Origin of the sequence: Bacillus sp. 3255 (assembly GCF_031456485.1) — a bacterium.
Classification (GTDB): Bacteria; Bacillota; Bacilli; order Paenibacillales; family NBRC-103111; genus Paenibacillus_E.
Window position 1 is genome coordinate 60145 of the sequence record NZ_JAVDUS010000016.1, and the last position, 21069, is coordinate 81213.

The following is a 21069-nucleotide window of genomic DNA, read 5'->3' on the forward strand; positions in this document are numbered from 1 at the left end:
ATGCTCTTCATAACCGTATTTGTGAAATACATAAATCAGACTTCATTTATAGGAAAAATCTATAACCAACTCTTGCATGATATGATTCCATCCGAGGCATACTGAGTTAGTTGAAAAATGAGGAGGTGATTCTACATGCCAGCGAACAATCAAAACGACGTGGTAAGCCATGCTATTAATGCAGCTGAGGCGAATGCGGAAGACAGCCAAGCGAAGCAGCAGGTGGAGGAGCTGAGCTCACTGCTCCAAAGCTCGACAGCCAATGCCACCAATGCCAATGAAGATACATCCTCCCAAGAATAATGACCTATAAAAAGGCAAAAAAGAGCTTTCCCACCGCCCGCAGCGGTTGGGGAGAGCTCTTTTTTATTTCGCGCCGACGGCTATACTTCCATATACCATTGTACGCCGCTCAGAGACACGTATCCCTGCCCGAACCGCTCCGAGAAAAATCCCAGTTGTTCCGGCGCCAGCTAGCTCGCCCCCATACCATTACGCCCAGCTCCGTGATCCGTCCCCCAGCCGATCCGTGCAGTAACTGGAAAAACTCCTGTTATTCCATTGTCTAGATCGCTTATTTGGCGCATAACGGGAATATCTCCAGCTAAATCGGTGATTTTCGAGATGCTACCAGCGGTTGCGACAAAATTAACGGGATTTTTTCCAGTTGCCCCCTCAACTTGAGCATTATGTCGCTGAAATAGAGGGAGAAAATCCAGTTACAGCTGCATCTCAGCCTGCTTCGGCTCCCGCTAAGGATAACCGCACTATACTTGAAAGAACCAAACGCCCATCCGCCGAATAAATTGGATTAAAAACGTGAGAGATGGATGATAAGCATGAGGTTGGATGAATTGGAGCACCCGGTCAGTATACAGACCTATCAAGTGCTGCGCGACAAATTAAGACTGCTCTACCCCGCTGTTATTCACCATATGCCCTACACCGCAGAACGCGCCATGAACACGGCGATTGTTAATGCCGTTAATAAGCAGCTTCACGATCAAGGCTATCCCCAGAATCCGCAAACGGATGTAACGGCCTATTATGAGCTGAAAACAAATGAACGCAACGTGCTGAGCTTGACCTTGTGGAATTATGCCTTTTCCGGCGGTGCGCACGGACTGACGATTCAGAATGCCTTGACCTTCAACACGGAAACCGGCAAAGCTTACGCGCTCAAGGATTTGTTTAAACCCGGCAGCGATTATGTCGGCAGGCTAAGCGAAATCATTAAGGCCGAGCTTAAACAACGGAACATTCCGCTGCTGGTCGACTTCCAAGCGATTCGACCGGATCAGGATTTCTATATTGCCGATAAATCGCTGGTCATTTACTTTCAAGTGTATGAATTAGCGGCCTATGTGTACGGCTTCCTTTATTTCCCGATATCCATCTATGCCATCCAGGACATCATCGCCGAGGACGGTCCGCTAGGTAAAATGATCAGTTAACGACAGACGATCACCTGCCGGCTGAATCTCCCTTTGCGGACCTCGCAACGATCGATGATGCGCAGGCCCGCCTGCTCGATGAGCGGATCGATCTGCTCCGTCGTGACGATGACGGCGCGGTGGGCCAACCGGCGAGCGGCTTGCAGCATCTCGAGCTGCTCGTCCTCCGGCAGTACGGAGCACAGATTATACGGCATGTCGAGGATGAGCGCGTCGTAGCGGCCCTGTTCCTGGCCCCGGTCACGGCCCTGCACGCCCGGCTCCAGCGTCCGCATATCCGCGAGCTGCACCACGTTCGGCATGCCGAAGTGGGCCAGATTCACCCGCGCGCCGCGCACCGCCAGCGGGTTCATGTCGCTGCCAACGATGTCGATGCCCATCGACATCGCCTCCACCAGCACCGTGCCGATGCCGCAGCACGGGTCAATGACCCTCGCGCCCTCGGTGACGGGCACGGCAATGTTCACCACCGCCCGCGCGACGCGCGTACTCAGGGCGGTGGAGTAGTTCTGCGGCTTCTGCTGATGCCGCAGCCAGACGGCTTCGCCGTGGGCGCAGTCGCCGAACAGCCAGCGGCCTTGCAGCTCCGTCACGGCGAACCACTGCGCCGGCCGGCGCATCTCCGCTTTGCCGCGGAGATGCCGGCCTATCGTGCGTTCGGCGTCCCGCTGCCGGTCATAGCTGACCGGCGTGTCCGTCTCCGCGAACGCGACCTTGAACGTTGCCCCGCGCACGGTCAACGTCTCTACCTGCGAGGCCAGCTCCGCTAGACTGGAGGCCTCGAAGAGGACATCCAGCCGCAGCTTCAGGAACGGGCTGCGGCTTGGCTCCACGCGGCGCGGGCTGACGGCGTAGCCCGCGCCGACGATCGTAGCTGCGCCCAGCATCGTGCGCAGCTCTAACTCACACAGCGCCTGCTCGTCTTCGTGGCAGGCGTAAATATATATACATGTCATCTGCAGTGCGACCTCATCTTTCTGTAAGAAACTGCCCGGTGACCTGTTTCAGGAACGTTTTGGTCGTCTGGCACAGGTACATGTCCTTCCGGTATACGATGCCGACATCCTTCTGCGGCGCGGGATCCACAATGGGAATGCAGCGAATGTCGCCGCTCATGGCGCTTTCCATATAGGAGCCGGGAAGAACGGCTCCGACGACGTCGTTTCTGGCCATCTGCAGCAAGGACTCCAAGGTGGAAAGCTCGAGCGCCGGCTTGCCTGTCAAGCCCGCCTGCTGGCAGCACGCCTCGATCATATGCCGCACGTAGAACTTGCGAGGCAGCATCGCAACAGGGAGCTGCATGAGATCCTGGAGGCGGATTTCTTCCGCCTGTGCGAGCGGATGGCGCGCCGATACGACGAGCTTGAGCTTCTCCTGGTACAGAGGCATGCATACGAGCCGCTCATCCTCCTCCGGCAAAAACACGACGCCAATATCCAACTGATTGCCAAGCAGCCCTTCGATCGTCTCCTCGGTTGCGAGCTCCGCTACCGACAGCTCGATCTTCGGAAACTGGGCGTGGAACGCCATGATCGTCGCCGTCAGCAGATGATTGCCCGAACAACCGATCCGCAGCCGGCCGCGCTGCATGCCCTGAATTTCATTGAAAGCAACCTGGGCCTGCTCCAGCTCATGGAAAATATTCCGGCTATGCTTAAGCAAAACGCCGCCCGCTTCGGTCAAGTACACCTTCTTGCCGACGCGTTGAAAAAGCGGCGAACCGATTCTCTGCTCAAGCGCGCGAATTTGCTGGCTAAGCGTCGGCTGGCTGATGCCCAGCTTCTCTGCGGCCTTCGTGAAATGGAGCTCTTCACAGACCGCCATGAAATATTCCAACAACCGGTAATCCATTCCCGTAACCCCCGAATCATAGCGATTACCTATGATCGTAATTGATATTTGATTATTGATCAATGATTGTTATTTTTCTATAGTATAGAATAACAGTTATGAACGTAAACGAAAGGTGGTTGCCCCGCGATGTATGGACAGATTCGCATGGAACTGAATGAGCATTGCAAGAAGAAGCCAGGCCTGCATGAGGATTTAGGATTTGGTCGTCATTTTACCGACCATATGTTTGTAATGGATTATCAGGAAGGACTAGGATGGCACGATCCGCGGATCATTCCTTACGGCCCACTTTCCTACGACCCTGCAGCAATGATTTTTCATTATGGGCAAGCTGTTTTTGAAGGATTGAAAGCTTTCCGTACGGACACGGGTGACATTCAAATTTTCCGTCCGGATCAGAACGCCATTCGCTTGAACCGTTCCAGCGAACGGCTGAATATGCCTCCTATCGATGAAGCATTCGTCGTGAACGCGATTCAGGAGCTCGTACGCATGGACAGGGACTGGGTGCCGGACCGACAAGGTGCGTCCCTCTATATTCGCCCGTTCGTCATTGCGACTGAAGCAGCTCTAGGTGTGCGTCCTTCGTCACGTTACTCCTTCGTCGTCATCATGTCGCCGGTCGGCGCTTACTATGAGGAAGGGCTGCAGCCAGTCAAAATCCTCGTAGAAAGCCACTACGCCCGCGCCGTTCAAGGCGGTACCGGCGGTGCCAAAGCGGCCGGGAACTACGCGGCAAGCCTGAAGGCGCAAGTGCTCGCTAAGGAGCACGACTGTGCACAGGTGCTGTGGCTCGACGCTATCGACAAGAAAAGCCTTGAGGAAGTCGGCAGTATGAACGTCTTTTTCAAAATTGCCGGGGAAGTCGTGACGCCTAGCCTTAGCGGTTCCATCCTGGAAGGGATCACGCGCAAAAGCATCATTCACCTATTGAACGATTGGGGCGTTCCCGTTACAGAGCGGAGAATCTCCATCGACGAAATCGTGCAGGCGTATGAAAGCGGCACCCTGGAGGAAGCTTTCGGCACCGGTACGGCAGCCGTTGTCTCACCGATCGGCAGTCTGCTATGGCAGGGGAAATCGATGGTCATCAACGATGGCCAAATCGGGGAGCTCGTTCATAAGCTTTATGACACGATCACCGGCATCCAGTACGGCCGTATCGCCGATACGCATGGCTGGATGGTCACTTGCTAAAAGAGAAGAACCTTTCGATCCGAATGTGGATGGAAAGGTTCTTTTTTGGCGTTGTGCCCGGGGTAGCTTCCGGCGGCGGCGTCTCCGGGCAATTCTAACGGACTCCAGCGCCGTTATTGGTCCAAAAATCGCCCCATTTCGGATCTAACGGACTGCTGAGACCTTATTTGTGCGACTTCCGGGCAAAATCGCGATGGATCCAGCAAATAGCGGCGCCGGTTTCCGTTACAAATTCGTACCCGCTGGTATGAGCCGAATAGGCGCCGCTGTGTCCGATAGCCGGGCACCGGTGGCGACGCAGCGCTAGCGATACCACTCATCGCTGCTGACTACTCTCACCTGCTACGAGTGCTGCTCAGGAGCTTCCCCCTTCTCTTGATCGGCCACCACTTGCCCGTCAATGTCGATGATATCCTTCGATTTGACCGCATCGTCTCCGAGGAAATCGCGCAGCTTATTTTTCGCTTTGAGCCTTACGTCATCGTCAATATTTTTGGCGACCGCGGCAAGAGCGAGGCCGAGCGCGCTCAGATCGTCGACGTAACCAACTATCGGCAGCAAATCGGGCACAAGATCCAGCGGCAAAATAAGATAGCCGAGCGTTCCATAAATCTGCACTTTTGCTTTTAGCGGCGTTTTGGGACTTTCCATGGCATAGAAGAGCAGCAAACCGCTATAAATCACTTTGCTGCCGGCTTTTTTAGCGCCCTTTTTCAGCTTGGACCAGAAATCGTCCGGGTTGAAGTATTTTTGATATTTGGAAGCGTCCATCTCATGATCACTCCATTCTTACTCCTATTATAACATTTGCCGCGCCGGGGAGCTAAATGCATGGGAAGGTGGCGGAGCTCGATGTAAGGCAAGGGCACGATAGGCACACACGCCGAAACGCAAAAAAAGGCTGCTCCCTAAGGAACAGCCCGAAGTGAACCGCGACGTGAATACGGTCCCGCGACAGGCCAATCGCGAAGCTGAGCCCTCAGGCGCAACAACGCGGAACCGTCACAAACACCGACCACCAACGCTGGTTCTTACAGCACCTGATTGCCATCGTAAGTGGCGATTGCCTTATACAATTCCGGACGGCGGTCACGGAAAATGCCCCACTCGATCCGCTGAACTTCCAACTGATCCAGGTCAAACTCGGCGACAAGCACGGCTTCTTCCGTGCGGCCTGCTTCTTCAATCATGTTGCCCTGCGGGCCGGCAATGAAGGAAGAGCCGTAGAAATCGATGCTGGAATCCTCATCTTCTTCTCTGCCGATCCGGTTCGATGCGATGACCGGCATCAGGTTGGAAGCGGCGTGGCCGCGCATACACATCTGCCAGTGATCCTTCGAATCGATGGAACCATCCTGAGGCTCGGAACCGATAGCCGTCGGGTAGAATAACAGCTCAGCGCCCATAAGCGCCATTACGCGGGCAGCTTCCGGGTACCATTGATCCCAGCAGACGCCTACGCCGATTTTGGCGTAGCGTGTTTTCCATACTTTGAAGCCCGTATCGCCCGGATTGAAATAAAACTTCTCTTCATACCCCGGACCGTCCGGGATGTGGCTTTTGCGGTACGTGCCGAGCACCTGCCCGTCAGCGTCGATGACAGCCAACGAGTTGTAGCGGGCCCAGTTCTTTTTCTCATAGAAAGAGATCGGCAGGACGACCTGAAGCTCTTTGGCAATTTCGCGGAAATGATTGATCGCTTTGTTGGTTTCCACTTCCGTTGCGTAGCTGTAGTAGTCGGACTTTTCCTTTTGGCAGAAGTACGGCGTCTCGAACAGCTCCTGAATCAAAATAATTTGCGCACCTTTAGCTGCCGCTTGGCGCACCAAAGCTTCCGCTTTGCGAATGTTTTCATCTATGTTAGTGGAACAGCTCATTTGTGTAGCTGCTACTGTTACTTTTCTCACTACAAATCACCCTTTCTTGCCGGCTGGCATTTGCTGCGTCGTGCAGTGCACATTGCCGCCTTCTTTGATAATCGACATACCGTTGATTGTCCGGATTCTGCGGTCCGGGAACGCCGCGCTCAGCACTTCCTCCGCCTTGCGGTCCGTTGCTTCGGCAGCTCCCCCGAATACCGGTAAAATGATGCCGCCATTCACAAAATAAAAGTTCAAATAGCTCAGCGTCAAGCGCTGTTCCTCATGGAAAGCGACCGGCGGCTGCTCGATTTGGATAATCTCGAAGGAACGCCCCTGAGCATCCGTCGCATTGCGCAAAATTTGCAAATTCTCCTGGGTAATCGCATAGTTGGCATCCTCAGGATCGTTGCACACCTGCAGGATTACTTTGCCCGGTGCCGCGAAGCATGCGATGTTATCCACGTGGCCATCCGTCTCATCGCCGTCCAGCCCTTTGTTCAGCCAAATAATTTTATCCACGTTCACATATTGTTTCACATGCGCTTCAATTTCTTCTCGGCTCAGCTCCGGATTGCGGTTGGTGTTCAGCAAACACTCCTCTGTCGTCAGCAGCGTGCCTTCTCCGTCCACATGAATGGAGCCGCCTTCCATGACAAGCGGAGCGTCAAAACGCTTCACGCCATGGCGTTCCATAATCTGCGGAGCGACGTTATCGTCCAAATCCCAAGGAGCATACTTGCCGCCCCACGCGTTGAACTTCCAGTTTACAGCGGCCAGCTCATCTTGCTCATTCAGCAAGAACGTTGGTCCGTTATCGCGGAACCAAGCATCATTATGCGGAATTGTCACAAAGTCAACGTTAGACTCCGTAAACATAGCCTTAACTTGCTCAGCGTCCTCAGGATTGACGATCACAGTCACAGGCTCGAACTCGGCGATAGCCTTCACCAGGTCCGCGTAGCCTTTGGTTACGACGGTGTAATCATCCGGGTATACCATAGAGTCCTGAACCGGCCAGGAAATGAAAGTACGTTCGTGAGTTGTCCACTCGGCGGGCATTCTGTAGCCTAAATCTTGAGGTTTCATGTTCATCCATCTCGCTTTATATAAATTTTATTGTATGCATCTTATTTGTTGGTATAGCCAAAAAGCACCGTCTTTCATCATAACTCAAAAGAAGCCCGGGCTCAATGAGCAGAGCTTTACAATTTTAGCAAAGATTCAGGCCATCCAGAATTCGCTAGGTATAGCCGGCTTCGTTTTAATCAACATTATAAAAGGCTTAAAAAAGCGCAGCACACAACAGGGAGGAAGGACGATCTTGGCTACTATTTTACACATTACCGCTCATCCGCACGACCATCAAACTTCCTATAGTATGGCTGTAGGAAAAGCTTTTATCGACGCTTATAGAGAAGCCCACCCAAACGACGAAGTGATCCCACTCGATCTGTACAGCATATCCATACCGCACATCGATGCCGACGTGTTCAGCGGATGGGGCAAGCTGCGAGGCGGCCAAGATTTCTCAACGCTTAGCAAGGAGGAGCAGTCCAAGGTGGCCCGGCTGGGTGAATTGACCGACCAGTTCGTCGCCGCGGACAAATATGTTTTCGTAACGCCGATGTGGAACTTCTCCTACCCTCCGATTATGAAAGCTTATCTCGATTCGCTATGTACAGCCGGCAAAACGTTCAAATATACGGAGAATGGTCCTGTTGGCCTGCTCCCCGGCAAAAAATCGCTGCACATTCAAGCCCGAGGCGGCGTCTACACGGAAGGCCCGGCAGCAGCCATGGAAATGGGCCATCGTCATATCGGCGCCATCATGAGCTTCTTCGGGATTACCGATTTCCAAGGCCTTTTCGTAGAGGGCCATAATCAGTTCCCGGATAAGGCGCAGCAAATCAAAGAAGACGCGATCGCGCGCGCGAAGGAATTGGCGAAGAGCTTTTAACGTGAGTGTCCAAGCCTGTCTGACCTTCTCCCAAGAGTGGGTAAGCAATAAAAACGCCAAGGCCTGTTCCACCATGAGTGGGCAGGCCTTGTTTATATATGCAGGCAAACGACAGAGATAGGTGGTATAGGCTAGACATATACAGTCATCCCTCCCTAACGGACACAGCTGCCGCTATTTCTTATTTTTGGCTCCGAATTCAAATGTAACGGACTGTGGTGCCACTATTCTATCGATTTCCTCGAGTTTCGCACGATTTCTCGCCAAATAAGAGCACGTGAGTCCGTTACATCAGAAATTGCCCCTATATTCGAGGAATAACGGCTTTCCAGTCCGTTAGAGGACTCCAACTCGCGCCCAGTAACGTGTTATTTCTTACGTCCCCGATACTGCCCCGTCCGCAGCTCCAGAATATAAGCGTCTGCATCCGGCATCCCTTCCTCCTTCGCTTGCTGAACGGCAAGCTCAATGTCATAAGGAACGCGAATATGCTGCAGATTGAACACTCCGGCCTCCTTGCTATGGTAATCCCCTTCCAGCAGCACATAGGAAGCCTGCGTCATATCGAGCGGATTGCCGACGCTCCCCGTGTTGAACAGCATCCGGCCTTTTAGAATTTGCAAGAAAGCGTTATGCACATCGGCATAGCCGGCGACATCCGCCTCCCGCCGCTCATCGCAGGCTTCGGAGGACTCGAACATCGAGCTCCGGCTCTCCATGGAATCCCAAGGCTGAATGCGCTCATATACGCTTCTCGGCGAAGCATGAAACAGCCTTACGAATTTACCGCTCATCCAGAACTCGTAGCAGAACGGCAGCTCCTTCAAATAGGTCGTCCGTTCTTTCCCGAGCCTGTTCTGATGCCACAGCAAGACTGGATCCACAGTCGGATTGCCAATGAAATCATCCCAATTCCCCTTGATGACCACATCGCAGGTTTCCCGTACAAGATCCACAATACGCTCGGAATGCGGTCCCTTGCCGACGAGATCGCCAAGACAAAGAATTTGCGTGACGTTCCGACCCTGAATGTCGTTCATAACCGCTTCGTATGCAGGCATATTGCCATGGATATCTGAAATAAGGGCTAGTTTCTCCACCAAGCCGCACCTGCCTTTGACGTTTAAAATGGTTCCGCCGATGCCGCCCGGTCCAGACCCCGGTCCGCCCTCAGGACGAGGAACGGATGCAGCAGGTACAGGCCCGCCGCATACAGCAGCAAAGCGATATATACGGGAAGCAAATGAACGAAATCCGTGTATCCAATATGAAGATGAACCAGAAGCCCGGATGCAAAGCCCGGAATGCCTCCCCAGAGGAATGTCCGCCATAGCCAATCTTCGCCTTGGGCTACCCCCCAGAGCGCAGAGGCCGTGATCGCCACAGCCAGCGAAAACAACGCACCGCCAAAGCCGGCCCGATCATGCGCGATGAGCGGGATGAGACGCTCGTTCCAAGCGGCGAGTTCCTCCGCGGTCACGCCCAGAAAGGCCAAATCGGTCGGGACGAACACCGTCGTCACCCCGACGCAAGCAATCGTAAGGCCTCCCACGGCGAGGCCGGCGCCCAGAATGACGAAGCAGCATTGCCCCCATTGGGCTCTGCGCCAAACGGCGTCATTATAAAGCCCAGGCGGCTTCCGCGAAGGAAGATCCTTCAGCCCCCGGATCGTCAGCAGGAGCATCGGCAGCAGAACCGCCGCCGCGACGGCATGCAGCGGATCGAAATAGCCGTAACCGAGATACAGGAAGAAAGAGGAGAAACCGACGGTGCACGAGGCTAACAGGGCCGTACGCGACCAATGGGAGCCGGTGCGCAGACCGTGCCTGGCCAACTGGTTATAGAAAATGCCGATGGACATCATCGTGCCGGCAAGTGTGATTCGGTCATGGGACATGAAATGTAGAAGATGCCCGTTCCACCTGTTGATGACACTGCGAGTGACGCCAAGGAAGCTTTCGTCATAGGGCAGAAGCACGGTGGTTAGCGCGACCAGCAGCGCCAGCACGCCGCCGATGATCATACCGGTGCCGAGCAGACTCATCCAGCCCCAATTCGCCCAAAAGGACGGTGGACTGAGCTCTTCCGTCTCCCGAATGCGCTCATACAGGATCGCTTCGTTAACCCGCTTCGGCAGCCCCGGCCCGGCGTACACCAGCCCGCTGTGCAGCTGGATGCCGTTCGCGCCGGCGGCCAGCAGCTCCAGCGCATCCTGCGGCTGGCTCACCGCTCCCGCCGCAATAATCGTGTGCGCCCCCGCCGCGCGGAGCTCGCGCACCAGATCCAGCTGCGCGCGCAGCACCTCACGGCCGCCGACGCACACGCGGCGCCCGCCCGCCGGCAGCGCTTCGCCGGCGACAACCCCGCTCCAGCTCGCCAGCTGGGCGGCGATCATCCGCAGCGTCCCTTCGGGCAGCCGCGGCGGCACAACCAGCAGCGCCGGCCTGCCGGCCGCTGCCGCTAACAGGCGTACCTCGCGGAGGTACGCCACAGCTTCTTCCGGCGGCCAGCCTTCGGCGAGGCCGTCGATGTAGAAGCCCGCCGCGTACGGCGCCAGCTTCTCCAGCAGCTCCTGCTGCTGAAGCAGCGCTTCGCGCGGCGAGCTGCCCGGCATCGGCCGCAGCCGCACGAAGTGCGGCAGGCGATGCCCCGTGCCCTTGCGCAGACGCGCAGCGACTGCGTCCGCGCCATCGTTGGCATAGCCATCGGGGTACACGATGGCTTCTTGGTCCGACGCGCGCTCGATCGGCGCGTCGCAGCGCACCTCGCGCACCGTGACGGGACCGAGCTCGATGAAGCCGATCCCGAACTGCGCGAGCGCCTGGTGCGCCGTCCCGTGCGGATCCAGCGCCCCGGATAAGCCGACGGGGCACGAGACGCGTACACCGGCGAGCTCATCCTGCAGCTCGGTCCGCAGCTCGACATGGCCCATCGTGCGGATCACGAAGGTGCCCCCCGGCAAGCGGCTGAGGCCGCCCATCGCTTGTAAAGTCAAATTTCTGGCCAGCTTGGCAGGCATACGGAACAGCAAGGGCCTAAATATCGAATGATAAGACCAGTCAGGCATCCACGCTCACCTGTCTTTTATAAGGATATGGAAATTTCTACATTCTAGTATACCGCGAAACGGTCTCGGATGGATACAGACACAGATTGTTGTCTTTTGGTGTGATTATAATCACAATCCGCTCACCCGTCTTTTATTATACTTTGCTCATAAACACCAAAACTTACTGAAATGAGGCGTGTCCTTATGTTAAATCAACATACAATTGCCACCATTAAATCCACGATTCCCGTCTTGGAAGTTCATGGAACAGCCATTACGAAACGGTTCTATGAAATGCTCTTTACTTCTCATCCCGAGCTGCTGAACATATTCAACCATGCCAACCAGAAGCAAGGCAGGCAGCAGACGGCGCTGGCGAATGCCGTATACGCGGCCGCCCTGCATATCGACCGGCTTGAGGCGATCCTGCCTGTGGTGAAACAGATTGCCCATAAACATCGCAGCCTTGGCGTGAAGCCGGAGCATTACCCGATTGTCGGCCAGCATCTGCTTGCCGCCATCCAAGATGTGCTTGGCGATGCCGCTACGCCTGAAATCCTGGGAGCCTGGGGCGAAGCCTACGGCGTCATTGCCGATGCCTTCATCGGCATGGAAGCGGATATGTATCACTCGGCTGAGGCGCAAGGCGGCGGCTGGAAAGATTTCAAACGATTCCGCATCGCCCGCAAGGTGGAGGAAAGCGATGTGATTACTTCCTTTTATCTAATGCCGGAAGACGGGGCGGTTCTCCCTGCCTTTGAACCCGGTCAGTACGTGAGCGTCAAATTGGAGATCCCGGGGGAAGAATATACGCATATTCGTCAGTACAGCTTGTCCGATGCTCCCGGCAAGCCTTATTACCGGATTTCGGTGAAACGGGAAGACAGCCTGGCAGACCGCCCCGGAGGGAAAGTGTCGGTGTACTTGCATGAAGCGATGAAGGAAGGCGATGCGCTGCTGCTCTCCGCGCCGGCCGGAGATTTCACGCTGGACCAAACGGACACCCGGCCGGTCGTCCTGATCAGCGGAGGCGTCGGCCTTACGCCGATGGTCAGCATGCTGAATACATTAGTGAAGGCCGGCTCGAACCGTCCCATCACCTTTATTCATGCGGCGCAAAACAGCCATCACCACGCTTTCAAAGCGCACGTGAAGCAGCTGGCCTCGGAGCGCCCTTCGCTGAGCGCGTACTGGTGTTACAATCAGCCGACGGAGGCGGACCGTGCCGCTAACGCTTATCACAAAGAGGGGTATATCGATCTCAATTGGCTGCAAAGCATTGTGCCCGCGCGCGAGGCAAGCTTCTATTTCTGCGGTCCCGTTCCGTTCATGAAAGGCGTCAACAGCGCTTTGCGGGATTGGGGAGTTCCGGATGGGGATCGGCATTACGAATTTTTCGGTCCTGCCGGTACGCTATAGGTTCAACGACTGTTCACGCAAGAGGCGGTTCACGGTCTCCCGCCGCAGCCCGACCAGTTGGCCGATCTCTTCCTGCGTCAATATATCGGTCAGAACGGTGTCGCCGAGATAGGTGCGCACCCAGTTCTCCAGCTTTTTCAGCTTGCCCGCAGGAGTGACTTCCGCCAGCTGGTCGATGCGCTGCTGCATCATCCGGAGCTTGTCCTGCAGCTGCTGGGCAATGACTCTGAACTTCTCCGGGTTCATCTCCAAATCCCGGTACCAAGCTTCGGCAGGGATCGTTTCTACTTCACAAGACACAAGAGCCACCGCCGTCCCATGGTACGGCTTGGGACTGATCAGCGAATGATGCGGGATCGTTTCATCCGGCACGATAATGTTAACGAGCGTAGCGTGGCCGTCCTCGTGAACGCGGACAATTTTGAGCAGCCCGCTCTTTAACCGGAACAGACCTCCCGTTTCACCTTGCCGGAATAGTGTCTCTCCTTTATGCAGCTTCATACGCAAGTCTCCTTTATGAGAAAAAAGCGACAGCAGGTTCATGCTGGTCGCTTTTTTTCGTTTTAAAGTTCTTTCTTCATCGCGGCGGTTGCTGTCTTGGCCCGGAGATCTTCAAGAACCATAGTGATTCTTGTCACGACCGGCACCTGCTCCATCTTCCCGATCAGCCACACAGATACCATCAGACCGAGCAGCGAGACGAAAACGGCCGCCGGCAATGCCCAGATCGAAGTCGGGTGAGCGAAAAAAGGGACGAAGGAAACGGCCAGTATCGGAGCCGCGTTCCATTTGAAAAGCTGGATAAGGGAAATCGTAACAATTGCCGTCAGGAAAAAGGAGACAGCTCCGTGGCTGATCGCGTACATGACACTGCCGATCGTAACGGCAATAATAGCTCCGATCGTTATTCGGCCGACATCTTTAAATTGATCCACACGATGCATGAACAGGAAGCTGAACGCACCGAGTGTCGGATAAAATACCATCTTCATTGATGGATAATGATAGGACGCCCAATAAGCTCCCATCAGGTAACAGCAAATGATGATTGAACGCAGAAGCATCGTTGGTTCCCGTCCTTTATATGTAAGTAATAAGATAGCCTTTCTTATTTTACATAACATATGAACGGAAGGTCAATTCGAAATTTCCTGTTAATTACTGTCTACGGAAACCGTTGTGGAGGCAAAAAACTTCGCAACCGCGAAGGAAGACGCCCCGAGCACGGTCGAACGGTCGCTCAGCTTCGAGAACTCCACGTTCAGCAGCTTGCGCGGAAGAGGCAGGGAACGCTTCTCGAGCAGATCCTGCAAAGGCTTCATGAGCCATTTCTCCGCTCCGGCCAAACGGCCCCCGAGAATGATGAACTCGGGATTGTAGCCGTTGATAATATTCACTACGCCGACGCCGAGGTAATAGCCCAGCCGCTCGAAGAGCGCAATGGCCGTCTTGTCCCCCGCTTCCGCCCTGGCGAGCAGCGTGTCCAGCTGGGCCGGCTCGCCCAGCTCCCTTCGCGCCTGCTCCAGCAGCGCATGCTCGGACGCGTACAGCTCCCAACAGCCCAAGCTGCCGCAGCGGCACTTCGGCCCGTCATGTTGGATCGAGATGTGCCCGATCTCGCCGGCAAAGCCCGTTGCGCCGCGGTACAGCTCGCCTTTGATGATGATTCCGGCACCGATCCCGATGCCGATGGAGATATACACCAGATTCGTCGTCTCTGTCCCCGCGCCGAACTGTTTCTCGCCGACAGCGCCTGCGTTCGCTTCGTTGTCGATCACGACGGGAATATGGAACGTATCCTCGATGAGCTTCTGGAGCGGCACGTTCTCCCAGCTCAGGTTCGGCGCGAAGAGCAGATTGCCTTCCTCGTCACATATACCGGGCACCCCGATGCCGATGCCGATGATCCCATAGGCGCTCACAGGCGCGCTGTCGATCAGCTCGCGGATCGTCCGCTTGAGCAGTTGAATGACCGCTTCGGCGGAGGCGTTGTCATGCAAGGCTCGCTTCTCGCTCACGACCTTGCCGTTCAAGTCCGTCAGCACCGCCAGAATGTCGTGCACCCCCAGATCGACCCCAATCGCATAGCCGGCCGTCCCATTGAACAGAAGCATCATCGGCTTGCGTCCGCCGCTCGACTCGCCTGCGCCGATTTCCTCGACAAGGCTGCTTTCGATCAGCTCATTCACAAGACTCGAAACGGTCGCCTTCGTGAGTCCTGTCATTTCTGCGATGCGCGCCCGAGAGATGGGCGAGTCCGTCCGAATATGATGGAGTACGATCGATTTATTAATTTTTTTCACTAGATTCAAATCGCCGGTTTGTTTCATCCAATAGCCCCCACACTGCTCCAATTGCTATATTTCTATATGTTTGCCCTGATTCTATCACGAAAGAACGCAGCATGCACGAACTAAGTTTGTTTAATGAATTTACAAACTTATCGAATGATGCTATGATGACTTCAGAGGCAATTAATAATCCATTTTGGAGGCTGAATGCATGAGCTACTTTGAGAACGTCCAACAAGTTAAGTACGAGGGCCGCACATCCACGAACCCGCTGGCTTTTAAATTTTATAACCCTGACCAAGTGATTCTAGGCAAAACAATGCGTGAGCATATGCGCTTTGCAATCGCTTACTGGCACTCCTTCTCCGCTAACGGCGCAGATCCGTTCGGCAGTGGTACGATGGTACGCGACTGGGATCAATACTCCGGTATGGAGCTGGCCAAAGCGCGTGTTGAAGCTTGCTTCGAGCTGCTGCACATTCTGGATGTCGACTACTTCGCTTTCCACGACCGCGACATCGCGCCTGAAGGCGACACGCTGCAAGAGACGAACCGCAACCTGGACGAAATCGTTGCGCTGATCAAAGACAACATGCAAGCATCCGGCAAAAAATTGCTGTGGAACACAGCGAACATGTTCACGAATCCGCGTTTCGTACACGGTGCGGCTACAACGAATAATGCCGATGTTTTCGCTTATGCTGCGGCACAAGTGAAGAAAGCTCTTGACCATGCCAAAGAGCTTGGTTCCGAGAACTATGTTTTCTGGGGCGGCCGTGAAGGCTATGAAACACTGCTCAACACCGACCTTGGCCTGGAGCTTGACAACCTTGCCCGCTTCCTGCACATGGCTGTTGATTATGCCAAAGAAATCGGCTATACAGGCCAATTCCTGATCGAGCCTAAGCCGAAAGAGCCTTCCAAGCACCAATATGACTTCGATGCGGCAACAACGCTTGCTTTCTTGCAGAAATACGACCTGCTTCCATATTTCAAATTGAACCTGGAAGCTAACCATGCTACGCTGGCCGGCCACACGTTCGAGCACGAGCTTCGTGTTGCGCGTATCAACGGTGTGCTGGGCTCCATCGATGCGAACCAAGGCGACCTGCTGCTCGGCTGGGACACCGACGAATTCCCGACAGACCTGTACTCGACGACAATGGCAATGTACGAGATTCTGCTTAATGAAGGCGGAATCGGCAGCGGCGGCGTGAACTTCGACGCGAAAGTTCGCCGCACGTCCTTCGAGCCGATCGATGTGGTGTACGCTCATATCGCCGGTATGGATTCCTTCGCACGCGGCCTGCAGGTTGCGGCCAAATTGATCGAAGACCGCGTATTTGACAACATTCTCGACACGCGCTACGCTTCCTTCAAGTCCGGCATCGGCGCGGATATCGTATCTGGTAAAGCGGATTTCAAATCGCTCGAAGCTTACGCGCTTGCCAACAACAACATCGTGAACCAATCGGGCCGCCTGGAATTGATCAAGGCTACGGTTAACCAATACCTGATTAACGCTTAATGAACATCAAGCGGGGCTGAGGAGATATCCTTGGTCCCGCTTTTCTATGTCCCCCTTGACGCATGGGGACTAAGATGTCTCCCCTGCCGCGCTCTTCCCTTCGCGGAAGAACCACCGGTTAAAGACGAGAGACAAACCAAGCGTCACCAGGATGCTGGCAAATGTCCAATACCAGCTCCACGAGTGATAGTCGATCAACTCCGTATTTTTTTCAAGTATGATTTCGACCACTGTAATGGCCGCCGGAAAGGCGAGCACGAAGAGCAGGCGTGTCCACTTTGTTTTCATCGCAGGATAGTAAATATTCAAATAAACGGCAATCGCCGGGTAGGCGATGAATTCGAAGGTCAAGCTGGAATAATTGCGCTTCAGCTCTCTGACCGGATAGTCCAGCCAATTATTTTGCACAACGATAAGTCCCAGAATCCAGCAAATAAACTGTTGAAAAAGAAAAGCAACCTGCGCTTTACGGCGGTGGCGTTTGGGCACCAAGAGCAGACCTGTCAAGGCGATCGCCCACACGGCCAAGAGGATGCTATATTCGATCTTATTATTCATAGCCTGCTGGCTGCCCTTCCTTCCGGATCTCTTTCTTGAAAAAATAAGAAGCATAGCTTCTTACGGCATTTATTACAAGCCATACAACAAGGATGTGAGCATAAATATTGAAATGAACATAGTTCAATATCTCTGTGTAGCTGGAAACGAAAGCCAAGTAAACCCCAATCGCCAGCACGATGCGTAAATGATAAAGAAACCTGACGGAAGCAGGCTTCTGCGCGGGGTAGTAGATAGAGAACAACGTCGATACGAGCGGCAACAGCAAATAATTATTCGTAAAATTGCTTTGGGTAGCCGCCGGGAATTCACGGATCGGGTTTTCAATGAAGCGCCATTCAACGAACAGCAAACTCATGACCCACGTAATCATTTGGGTGAAAAGGAACAGCAGGACGGCTTCCCGGATCCGATGCCTCGGGATCATGAGCGGTATGAGCAGAAGACAGACCGCCCATACGGCGATCAATACAACTCGTTCCACTGTCATAGCACCCAACCTTTCTTACAAATATGTCCTACTGACCAATATACCCCAAATACTTCCATTTATCCGCCAGAAATCGAAACATGTGCTTGCTACAGCTCTTCAAACGTTTTATCTACCGGCTGCAAGGCGGCATCGTCATTGTTGTCGCGAACCGTTTTTTGCAGCACGAACGAAGACATGGTCAGGAACAATGCGGTAACCGCGTAATAGCCTTTAACGGAAAGCAGCTGCTCTAAGTTAATGATGCCGATGAACATCCCCAGCAGCGCGAGTGCGAAGGAACTCCAGGCCATGAAGGTGAAAGCCGACGTGTTCCGTTTGCGCGCATCGAAGCTGTCTTCCAGATTATCGCGAATCACCTTTTGCAGCACGAACGCCGACATGGTCAGGAATAAAGCGCACACGGCGAAATAGCCTTTGACGCTGAGTGACTCATCCAACGTATAGATCCCGATAAACATCGCCAGAAATGCACCGATAAAGGATGCCCATGCCATAAAAGTGAAAGCTGCTGTATTGCGTTTCCGAATTGTCATCATCTTCGTCCTCCTGCGGCTGCTTGCTGCAGCCTCTGTAGTATCTTGCTATTGATACTTATTATAGGAGAACACCTTCATTTCAAATAGTACTATTTACCAATAGTACCTGGTCATAAGCCTTTAATCGCAAACCGCCACGCCGAGCGCCATATGCTCCCAGAAAGTCATTTGGATGTACTTGGCTTCCTCTTTGGTACAGTTGACGAGAACGATGACTTCCGTTTTTTTGCCCGGCGCCGCGAACTTTTCGCCTTTTCTCTTTTTGTGCAGGACATCGATGACGAAGCCTAATAGGAAGCCGACAACGGCGCCGATCAGCCCCCATAGTATGGCTCCGCCTTTCAAGACAAAGCCATACGTCGACCCGATCACCGTGAACGCCGTGGCCATCGCGACACCGGCATCGAACAGGCTGACACCATCCGAATTGTGAATCGTATCGAACATCTTCGGCTTCGTCGGCCGCTCCTGCAGCGGCACCGCATAAATATTTTCCTTCAGAATACCTTCCTCTTCAATAGCGGTAATCGCCATCTCCAAATAGATCGAATGTTCAAATGACGCTATGACATGCATAGGGTCCTCCTCACTCTCGCTGCGATGAATTAGGAAATGCAAAGCGGGGGTGTTGGTATTCGTTCTTCAGCATCACGGCCTGCTCATGGTCAAAAAGCCGGTTATATTCCACCGTATGTACATAGGCATCATAGAGGGCAAAACCGTATATGGACGGTAAGAATAAAGCCCACTTCATGCTAAGCACATGACCCGCCTGCGATAAATCCCAGTACAGCAGGTAATGAATCCCCTGCAGCAAATGCGACCAGTAAGAAACGACAATCCAATTCCCCAGCACGAAAAAAGCGTTAATGATGCGATGGGTATACAGCTGGCCCATCCCGGGCATCAGCAACGACCAGGCAATCGCGAGCCAAGGCGAACGCTTATCGAGGTAATTGATTTCCATACCGGATATCGTGAACGTATCAATCGGGGCATTTTCTCGTTTCGCCAAAATATATTGGTGATTCATATCGATGGAAGTGCGATAGCTGTCATAGATGGAGAATAAATAAACAGGCGCGTAGAACGACATCCATTTGATGTCGAGCACCTCATTGCCTTTATCGAATTGGCCTGTAAACGTGTACACCATGGCTTCATTCAAATGCATCTGGCTATTGATCAGCATTTCCCAGCCAATAAGCATGAAGCCGCGGAAGTATTTGGACAGGAGCAAATGGCCAAAGCCGGGAAAAGCCGCGGACCACCAGGCAATGATAAACGGATTGCGCTTATGCAGCTGAGTGGTGCCTAACAGGCTGACGAAAGCAATTTGTCTGCGGGGTTTCTGTGGCATGTACAGCATCCTTATGAAGAATAAGTTTCCAGTTATTCTATTATCTTCATTGGACGTCAAGATATGCATCGACTTTGCATCCATCAGCTTGCCTTCCGCATACGCCATTTTGTTTGGGAGTAGACATACACCCATTGTGTACTTCTCGAATATGGTAAAGAAAAAAGTAGGCTCGGATACGGTTCCTTGCTTACGATAAGAAAGTGAGGAATTCCTATGCAAATCCACGTTGTCCAGAAGGGACAGACGTTGTATCGCATTTCGCAAACGTATGGCGTATCCGTGGATACGATTGCCGACGCCAATGAGATGACACCGAGCCAAACGCTGGTGATCGGACAGGCATTGGTTATTCCCATTGTAGGCTCGTACTATTGGGTACAGCCCGGGGATAACCTCTATGCGATAGCCAGGAAGTTAGGACTCGATCTCCATGAGCTTGCATCCATCAATAGCCTTTCGTTGAATCAAACGCTGCCTGTCGGGTTCCGGCTCTATATCCCGCCTGCTCCGCGTAAACAAGCTGAAGTGAATGCCTATCTGGAGCCGAGAGGCAATGAAGTGTCACCTGTCTTGATCCAAGCCTCCAGAGAAGCTTCTCCGCATCTCACATACTTAGCGCCCTTCTCCTTCCGCATTCAACGAGACGGCACCCTGCAAGCGCCGCCGCTGGACGATCTGCGGGGCATCGCTGCGCAGCATGGGACCACCCTGATGATGGTCGTCACCAATCTCGAGAAAGACCAATTCAGCGCCGAACTCGGCCACATTATTCTCACGGATCAGACGGTACAGAACCGCCTGCTCGAGACCATCCTAACCACGGCGAAGGAGCTTGGCTTCAAAGATATCCATTTCGATATCGAACATCTGTATCCGACCGATCGGGATGCCTACAATCGCTTCCTGCGGAAAGCGGCCGATCAGATTCATCAGCAGGGCTACCTGATGTCTACGGCGCTTGCGCCCAAGACCAGTGCCGCTCAAGCGGGCGAGTGGTACTCCGCACACGACTATAGGGCGCACGGCCAGATCTCCGACTTCGTCGTCATCATGACGTATGAATGGGGCTATAGCGGCGGTCCGCCGATGGCCGTCTCCCCGATCGGTCCCGTGCGCAAAGTGCTGGAATATGCCGTGAGCGAAATGCCGGCCTCCAAAATCATGATGGGCCAGAACCTGTACGGCTACGACTGGACCCTGCCCTTCGTCAAAGGCGGCCCTTTCGCCAAAGCGGTCTCGCCGCAAGCCGCTATTGATTTGGCACGCAAATACAACGCCCAAATCTTATATGACTATACGGCCCAAGCTCCGCATTTCAATTATTGGGACGACGCCGGCAAGGAGCATACGGTCTGGTTCGAGGACGCCCGTTCCATTCAAGCGAAGTTCCGTCTGCTGAAGGAGCTTGGCTTGCGAGGCATCAGCTACTGGAAGCTGGGGTTGAAGTTCCCGCAAAATTGGCTGCTGCTTGAGGAGAATTTCCAGATCGTCAAGCGGGGATAACGAGG

At 53.9% G+C, this 21069-nt stretch carries 23 protein-coding genes and 1 pseudogene; 8 read left to right on the forward strand and 16 right to left on the reverse strand.

What is annotated here, in order from left to right; all coding sequences use genetic code 11:
• Window positions 1-135 precede the first annotated feature (135 nt).
• The gene (locus tag J2X61_RS22880) at window positions 136-303 is read left to right on the forward strand and encodes a hypothetical protein (protein WP_274472136.1); all 168 of its coding nucleotides are present in this window, start codon (window positions 136-138) and stop codon (window positions 301-303) included.
• A 536-nt stretch (window positions 304-839) separates the two neighbouring features.
• Window positions 840-1454 carry a DUF3298 and DUF4163 domain-containing protein gene (locus J2X61_RS22885; protein WP_274472135.1) on the forward strand — a complete coding sequence of 205 codons (615 nt, stop codon included), beginning with the start codon at window positions 840-842 and terminating at the stop codon, window positions 1452-1454.
• On the opposite strand, the gene J2X61_RS22890 is transcribed toward J2X61_RS22885, so the two are convergent.
• Entirely contained in the window at window positions 1451-2410 is a 960-nt protein-coding gene (locus J2X61_RS22890) for a TRM11 family SAM-dependent methyltransferase (RefSeq protein WP_310190825.1), read from the reverse strand. The genes J2X61_RS22885 and J2X61_RS22890 overlap by 4 nt on opposite strands.
• 13 nt (window positions 2411-2423) lie before the next feature.
• Window positions 2424-3305, reverse strand: a complete 882-nt coding sequence (locus J2X61_RS22895; protein WP_274472133.1) for a LysR family transcriptional regulator — start codon at window positions 3303-3305, stop codon at window positions 2424-2426.
• 129 nt (window positions 3306-3434) lie between these two features.
• Here J2X61_RS22895 and J2X61_RS22900 point away from each other — a divergent pair, with 129 nt between their 5' ends.
• Window positions 3435-4505 (forward strand): branched-chain amino acid aminotransferase, encoded by a 1071-nt coding sequence (locus tag J2X61_RS22900; RefSeq protein ID WP_310190828.1) that lies wholly within the window; start codon window positions 3435-3437, stop codon window positions 4503-4505.
• 342 nt (window positions 4506-4847) lie between these two features.
• Here J2X61_RS22900 and J2X61_RS22905 read toward each other — a convergent pair whose 3' ends face one another.
• From J2X61_RS22905 to J2X61_RS22915, 3 genes are all read right to left on the reverse strand, one after another.
• On the reverse strand, window positions 4848-5276 hold the full coding sequence (locus J2X61_RS22905; protein WP_310190831.1) for a DUF1232 domain-containing protein: 429 nt from the start codon (window positions 5274-5276) through the stop codon (window positions 4848-4850).
• A gap of 260 nt (window positions 5277-5536) precedes the next feature.
• Complete coding sequence (gene aguB, locus J2X61_RS22910) at window positions 5537-6412, reverse strand: N-carbamoylputrescine amidase (RefSeq protein WP_310190834.1); 876 nt, start codon at window positions 6410-6412, stop codon at window positions 5537-5539.
• A gap of 6 nt (window positions 6413-6418) precedes the next feature.
• Window positions 6419-7453 (reverse strand): agmatine deiminase family protein, encoded by a 1035-nt coding sequence (locus J2X61_RS22915; RefSeq protein WP_274472129.1) that lies wholly within the window; start codon window positions 7451-7453, stop codon window positions 6419-6421.
• Window positions 7454-7688: 235 nt separating this feature from the next.
• Between J2X61_RS22915 and J2X61_RS22920 the strand changes: the two genes are divergently transcribed.
• Window positions 7689-8324, forward strand: a complete 636-nt coding sequence (locus tag J2X61_RS22920; RefSeq protein WP_274472128.1) for an FMN-dependent NADH-azoreductase — start codon at window positions 7689-7691, stop codon at window positions 8322-8324.
• A 368-nt stretch (window positions 8325-8692) separates the two neighbouring features.
• Here the strand turns inward: J2X61_RS22920 and J2X61_RS22925 are convergent, their stop codons facing one another.
• Complete coding sequence (locus tag J2X61_RS22925; protein WP_274472127.1) at window positions 8693-9424, reverse strand: metallophosphoesterase family protein; 732 nt, start codon at window positions 9422-9424, stop codon at window positions 8693-8695.
• A 23-nt stretch (window positions 9425-9447) separates the two neighbouring features.
• Window positions 9448-10938, reverse strand: a complete 1491-nt coding sequence (locus J2X61_RS22930) for a dihydroorotate dehydrogenase (RefSeq protein ID WP_310190838.1) — start codon at window positions 10936-10938, stop codon at window positions 9448-9450.
• A 160-nt stretch (window positions 10939-11098) separates the two neighbouring features.
• Between J2X61_RS22930 and J2X61_RS22935 the strand changes: the two genes are divergently transcribed.
• Entirely contained in the window at window positions 11099-11374 is a 276-nt protein-coding gene (locus tag J2X61_RS22935) for a hypothetical protein (protein WP_310190841.1), read from the forward strand.
• Between the two features lie 188 nt (window positions 11375-11562).
• The gene (gene hmpA / locus J2X61_RS22940; protein WP_310190844.1) at window positions 11563-12792 is read left to right on the forward strand and encodes an NO-inducible flavohemoprotein; all 1230 of its coding nucleotides are present in this window, start codon (window positions 11563-11565) and stop codon (window positions 12790-12792) included.
• Here the strand turns inward: hmpA and J2X61_RS22945 are convergent.
• The 3 genes from J2X61_RS22945 to J2X61_RS22955 all read right to left on the reverse strand — a co-directional run bounded on the left by J2X61_RS22945 (window position 12787) and on the right by J2X61_RS22955 (window position 15122).
• Window positions 12787-13293: a Crp/Fnr family transcriptional regulator gene (locus J2X61_RS22945; protein ID WP_274472124.1), complete on the reverse strand. Its 507-nt coding sequence runs from the start codon at window positions 13291-13293 to the stop codon at window positions 12787-12789. The two genes, hmpA and J2X61_RS22945, sit on opposite strands and share 6 nt — an antisense overlap.
• Before the next feature lie 62 nt (window positions 13294-13355).
• Entirely contained in the window at window positions 13356-13784 is a 429-nt protein-coding gene (locus J2X61_RS22950) for a hypothetical protein (RefSeq protein ID WP_310190847.1), read from the reverse strand.
• A gap of 162 nt (window positions 13785-13946) precedes the next feature.
• Window positions 13947-15122 (reverse strand): ROK family protein, encoded by a 1176-nt coding sequence (locus J2X61_RS22955; RefSeq protein ID WP_310190850.1) that lies wholly within the window; start codon window positions 15120-15122, stop codon window positions 13947-13949.
• Window positions 15123-15294: 172 nt separating this feature from the next.
• Between J2X61_RS22955 and xylA the strand changes: the two genes are divergently transcribed.
• Complete coding sequence (gene xylA, locus J2X61_RS22960; protein ID WP_274472121.1) at window positions 15295-16611, forward strand: xylose isomerase; 1317 nt, start codon at window positions 15295-15297, stop codon at window positions 16609-16611.
• Between the two features lie 69 nt (window positions 16612-16680).
• Here xylA and J2X61_RS22965 read toward each other — a convergent pair whose 3' ends face one another.
• The 6 genes and pseudogenes from J2X61_RS22965 to J2X61_RS22990 form a co-directional block, all read right to left on the reverse strand.
• Entirely contained in the window at window positions 16681-17169 is a 489-nt protein-coding gene (locus tag J2X61_RS22965) for a CBO0543 family protein (protein ID WP_310190853.1), read from the reverse strand.
• Window positions 17162-17659 (reverse strand): CBO0543 family protein, encoded by a 498-nt coding sequence (locus J2X61_RS22970; protein WP_310190856.1) that lies wholly within the window; start codon window positions 17657-17659, stop codon window positions 17162-17164. The genes J2X61_RS22965 and J2X61_RS22970 overlap by 8 nt, the downstream gene beginning before the upstream one ends.
• A gap of 89 nt (window positions 17660-17748) precedes the next feature.
• Window positions 17749-17952 carry a YiaA/YiaB family inner membrane protein gene (locus tag J2X61_RS22975; protein WP_274472284.1) on the reverse strand — a complete coding sequence of 68 codons (204 nt, stop codon included), beginning with the start codon at window positions 17950-17952 and terminating at the stop codon, window positions 17749-17751.
• 39 nt (window positions 17953-17991) lie between these two features.
• A pseudogene (locus tag J2X61_RS22980) lies at window positions 17992-18189 on the reverse strand (YiaA/YiaB family inner membrane protein); the annotation flags it as partial.
• Window positions 18190-18318: 129 nt separating this feature from the next.
• Entirely contained in the window at window positions 18319-18774 is a 456-nt protein-coding gene (locus tag J2X61_RS22985) for a hypothetical protein (protein ID WP_274472118.1), read from the reverse strand.
• A 10-nt stretch (window positions 18775-18784) separates the two neighbouring features.
• Window positions 18785-19558, reverse strand: coding sequence for a hypothetical protein (locus J2X61_RS22990; protein ID WP_274472117.1), 774 nt, complete (start codon window positions 19556-19558; stop codon window positions 18785-18787).
• A gap of 216 nt (window positions 19559-19774) precedes the next feature.
• Between J2X61_RS22990 and J2X61_RS22995 the strand changes: the two genes are divergently transcribed.
• Window positions 19775-21064, forward strand: coding sequence for a glycoside hydrolase family 18 protein (locus J2X61_RS22995; RefSeq protein ID WP_274472116.1), 1290 nt, complete (start codon window positions 19775-19777; stop codon window positions 21062-21064).
• The last annotated feature ends 5 nt before the right edge of the window (window positions 21065-21069 follow it).

What these genes read in the sequence shown, in the direction of transcription:
- J2X61_RS22880 (WP_274472136.1), top strand. Translation starts at nt 136, where the DNA reads ATGCCAGCGAACAATCAAAACGACGTGGTAAGCCATGCTATTAATGCA.
- J2X61_RS22885 (WP_274472135.1), top strand. Translation starts at nt 840, where the DNA reads ATGAGGTTGGATGAATTGGAGCACCCGGTCAGTATACAGACCTATCAA.
- J2X61_RS22890 (WP_310190825.1), bottom strand. Translation starts at nt 2,410, where the DNA reads ATGACATGTATATATATTTACGCCTGCCACGAAGACGAGCAGGCGCTG.
- J2X61_RS22895 (WP_274472133.1), bottom strand. Translation starts at nt 3,305, where the DNA reads ATGGATTACCGGTTGTTGGAATATTTCATGGCGGTCTGTGAAGAGCTC.
- J2X61_RS22900 (WP_310190828.1), top strand. Translation starts at nt 3,435, where the DNA reads ATGTATGGACAGATTCGCATGGAACTGAATGAGCATTGCAAGAAGAAG.
- J2X61_RS22905 (WP_310190831.1), bottom strand. Translation starts at nt 5,276, where the DNA reads ATGGACGCTTCCAAATATCAAAAATACTTCAACCCGGACGATTTCTGG.
- J2X61_RS22915 (WP_274472129.1), bottom strand. Translation starts at nt 7,453, where the DNA reads ATGAAACCTCAAGATTTAGGCTACAGAATGCCCGCCGAGTGGACAACT.
- J2X61_RS22930 (WP_310190838.1), bottom strand. Translation starts at nt 10,938, where the DNA reads ATGCCGGGCAGCTCGCCGCGCGAAGCGCTGCTTCAGCAGCAGGAGCTG.
- hmpA (WP_310190844.1), top strand. Translation starts at nt 11,563, where the DNA reads ATGAGGCGTGTCCTTATGTTAAATCAACATACAATTGCCACCATTAAA.
- J2X61_RS22945 (WP_274472124.1), bottom strand. Translation starts at nt 13,293, where the DNA reads ATGAAGCTGCATAAAGGAGAGACACTATTCCGGCAAGGTGAAACGGGA.
- J2X61_RS22950 (WP_310190847.1), bottom strand. Translation starts at nt 13,784, where the DNA reads ATGAAGATGGTATTTTATCCGACACTCGGTGCGTTCAGCTTCCTGTTC.
- J2X61_RS22955 (WP_310190850.1), bottom strand. Translation starts at nt 15,122, where the DNA reads ATGAAACAAACCGGCGATTTGAATCTAGTGAAAAAAATTAATAAATCG.
- xylA (WP_274472121.1), top strand. Translation starts at nt 15,295, where the DNA reads ATGAGCTACTTTGAGAACGTCCAACAAGTTAAGTACGAGGGCCGCACA.
- J2X61_RS22965 (WP_310190853.1), bottom strand. Translation starts at nt 17,169, where the DNA reads ATGAATAATAAGATCGAATATAGCATCCTCTTGGCCGTGTGGGCGATC.
- J2X61_RS22970 (WP_310190856.1), bottom strand. Translation starts at nt 17,659, where the DNA reads ATGACAGTGGAACGAGTTGTATTGATCGCCGTATGGGCGGTCTGTCTT.
- J2X61_RS22975 (WP_274472284.1), bottom strand. Translation starts at nt 17,952, where the DNA reads ATGGCCTGGAGTTCCTTCGCACTCGCGCTGCTGGGGATGTTCATCGGC.
- J2X61_RS22985 (WP_274472118.1), bottom strand. Translation starts at nt 18,774, where the DNA reads ATGCATGTCATAGCGTCATTTGAACATTCGATCTATTTGGAGATGGCG.
- J2X61_RS22990 (WP_274472117.1), bottom strand. Translation starts at nt 19,558, where the DNA reads ATGCCACAGAAACCCCGCAGACAAATTGCTTTCGTCAGCCTGTTAGGC.
- J2X61_RS22995 (WP_274472116.1), top strand. Translation starts at nt 19,775, where the DNA reads ATGCAAATCCACGTTGTCCAGAAGGGACAGACGTTGTATCGCATTTCG.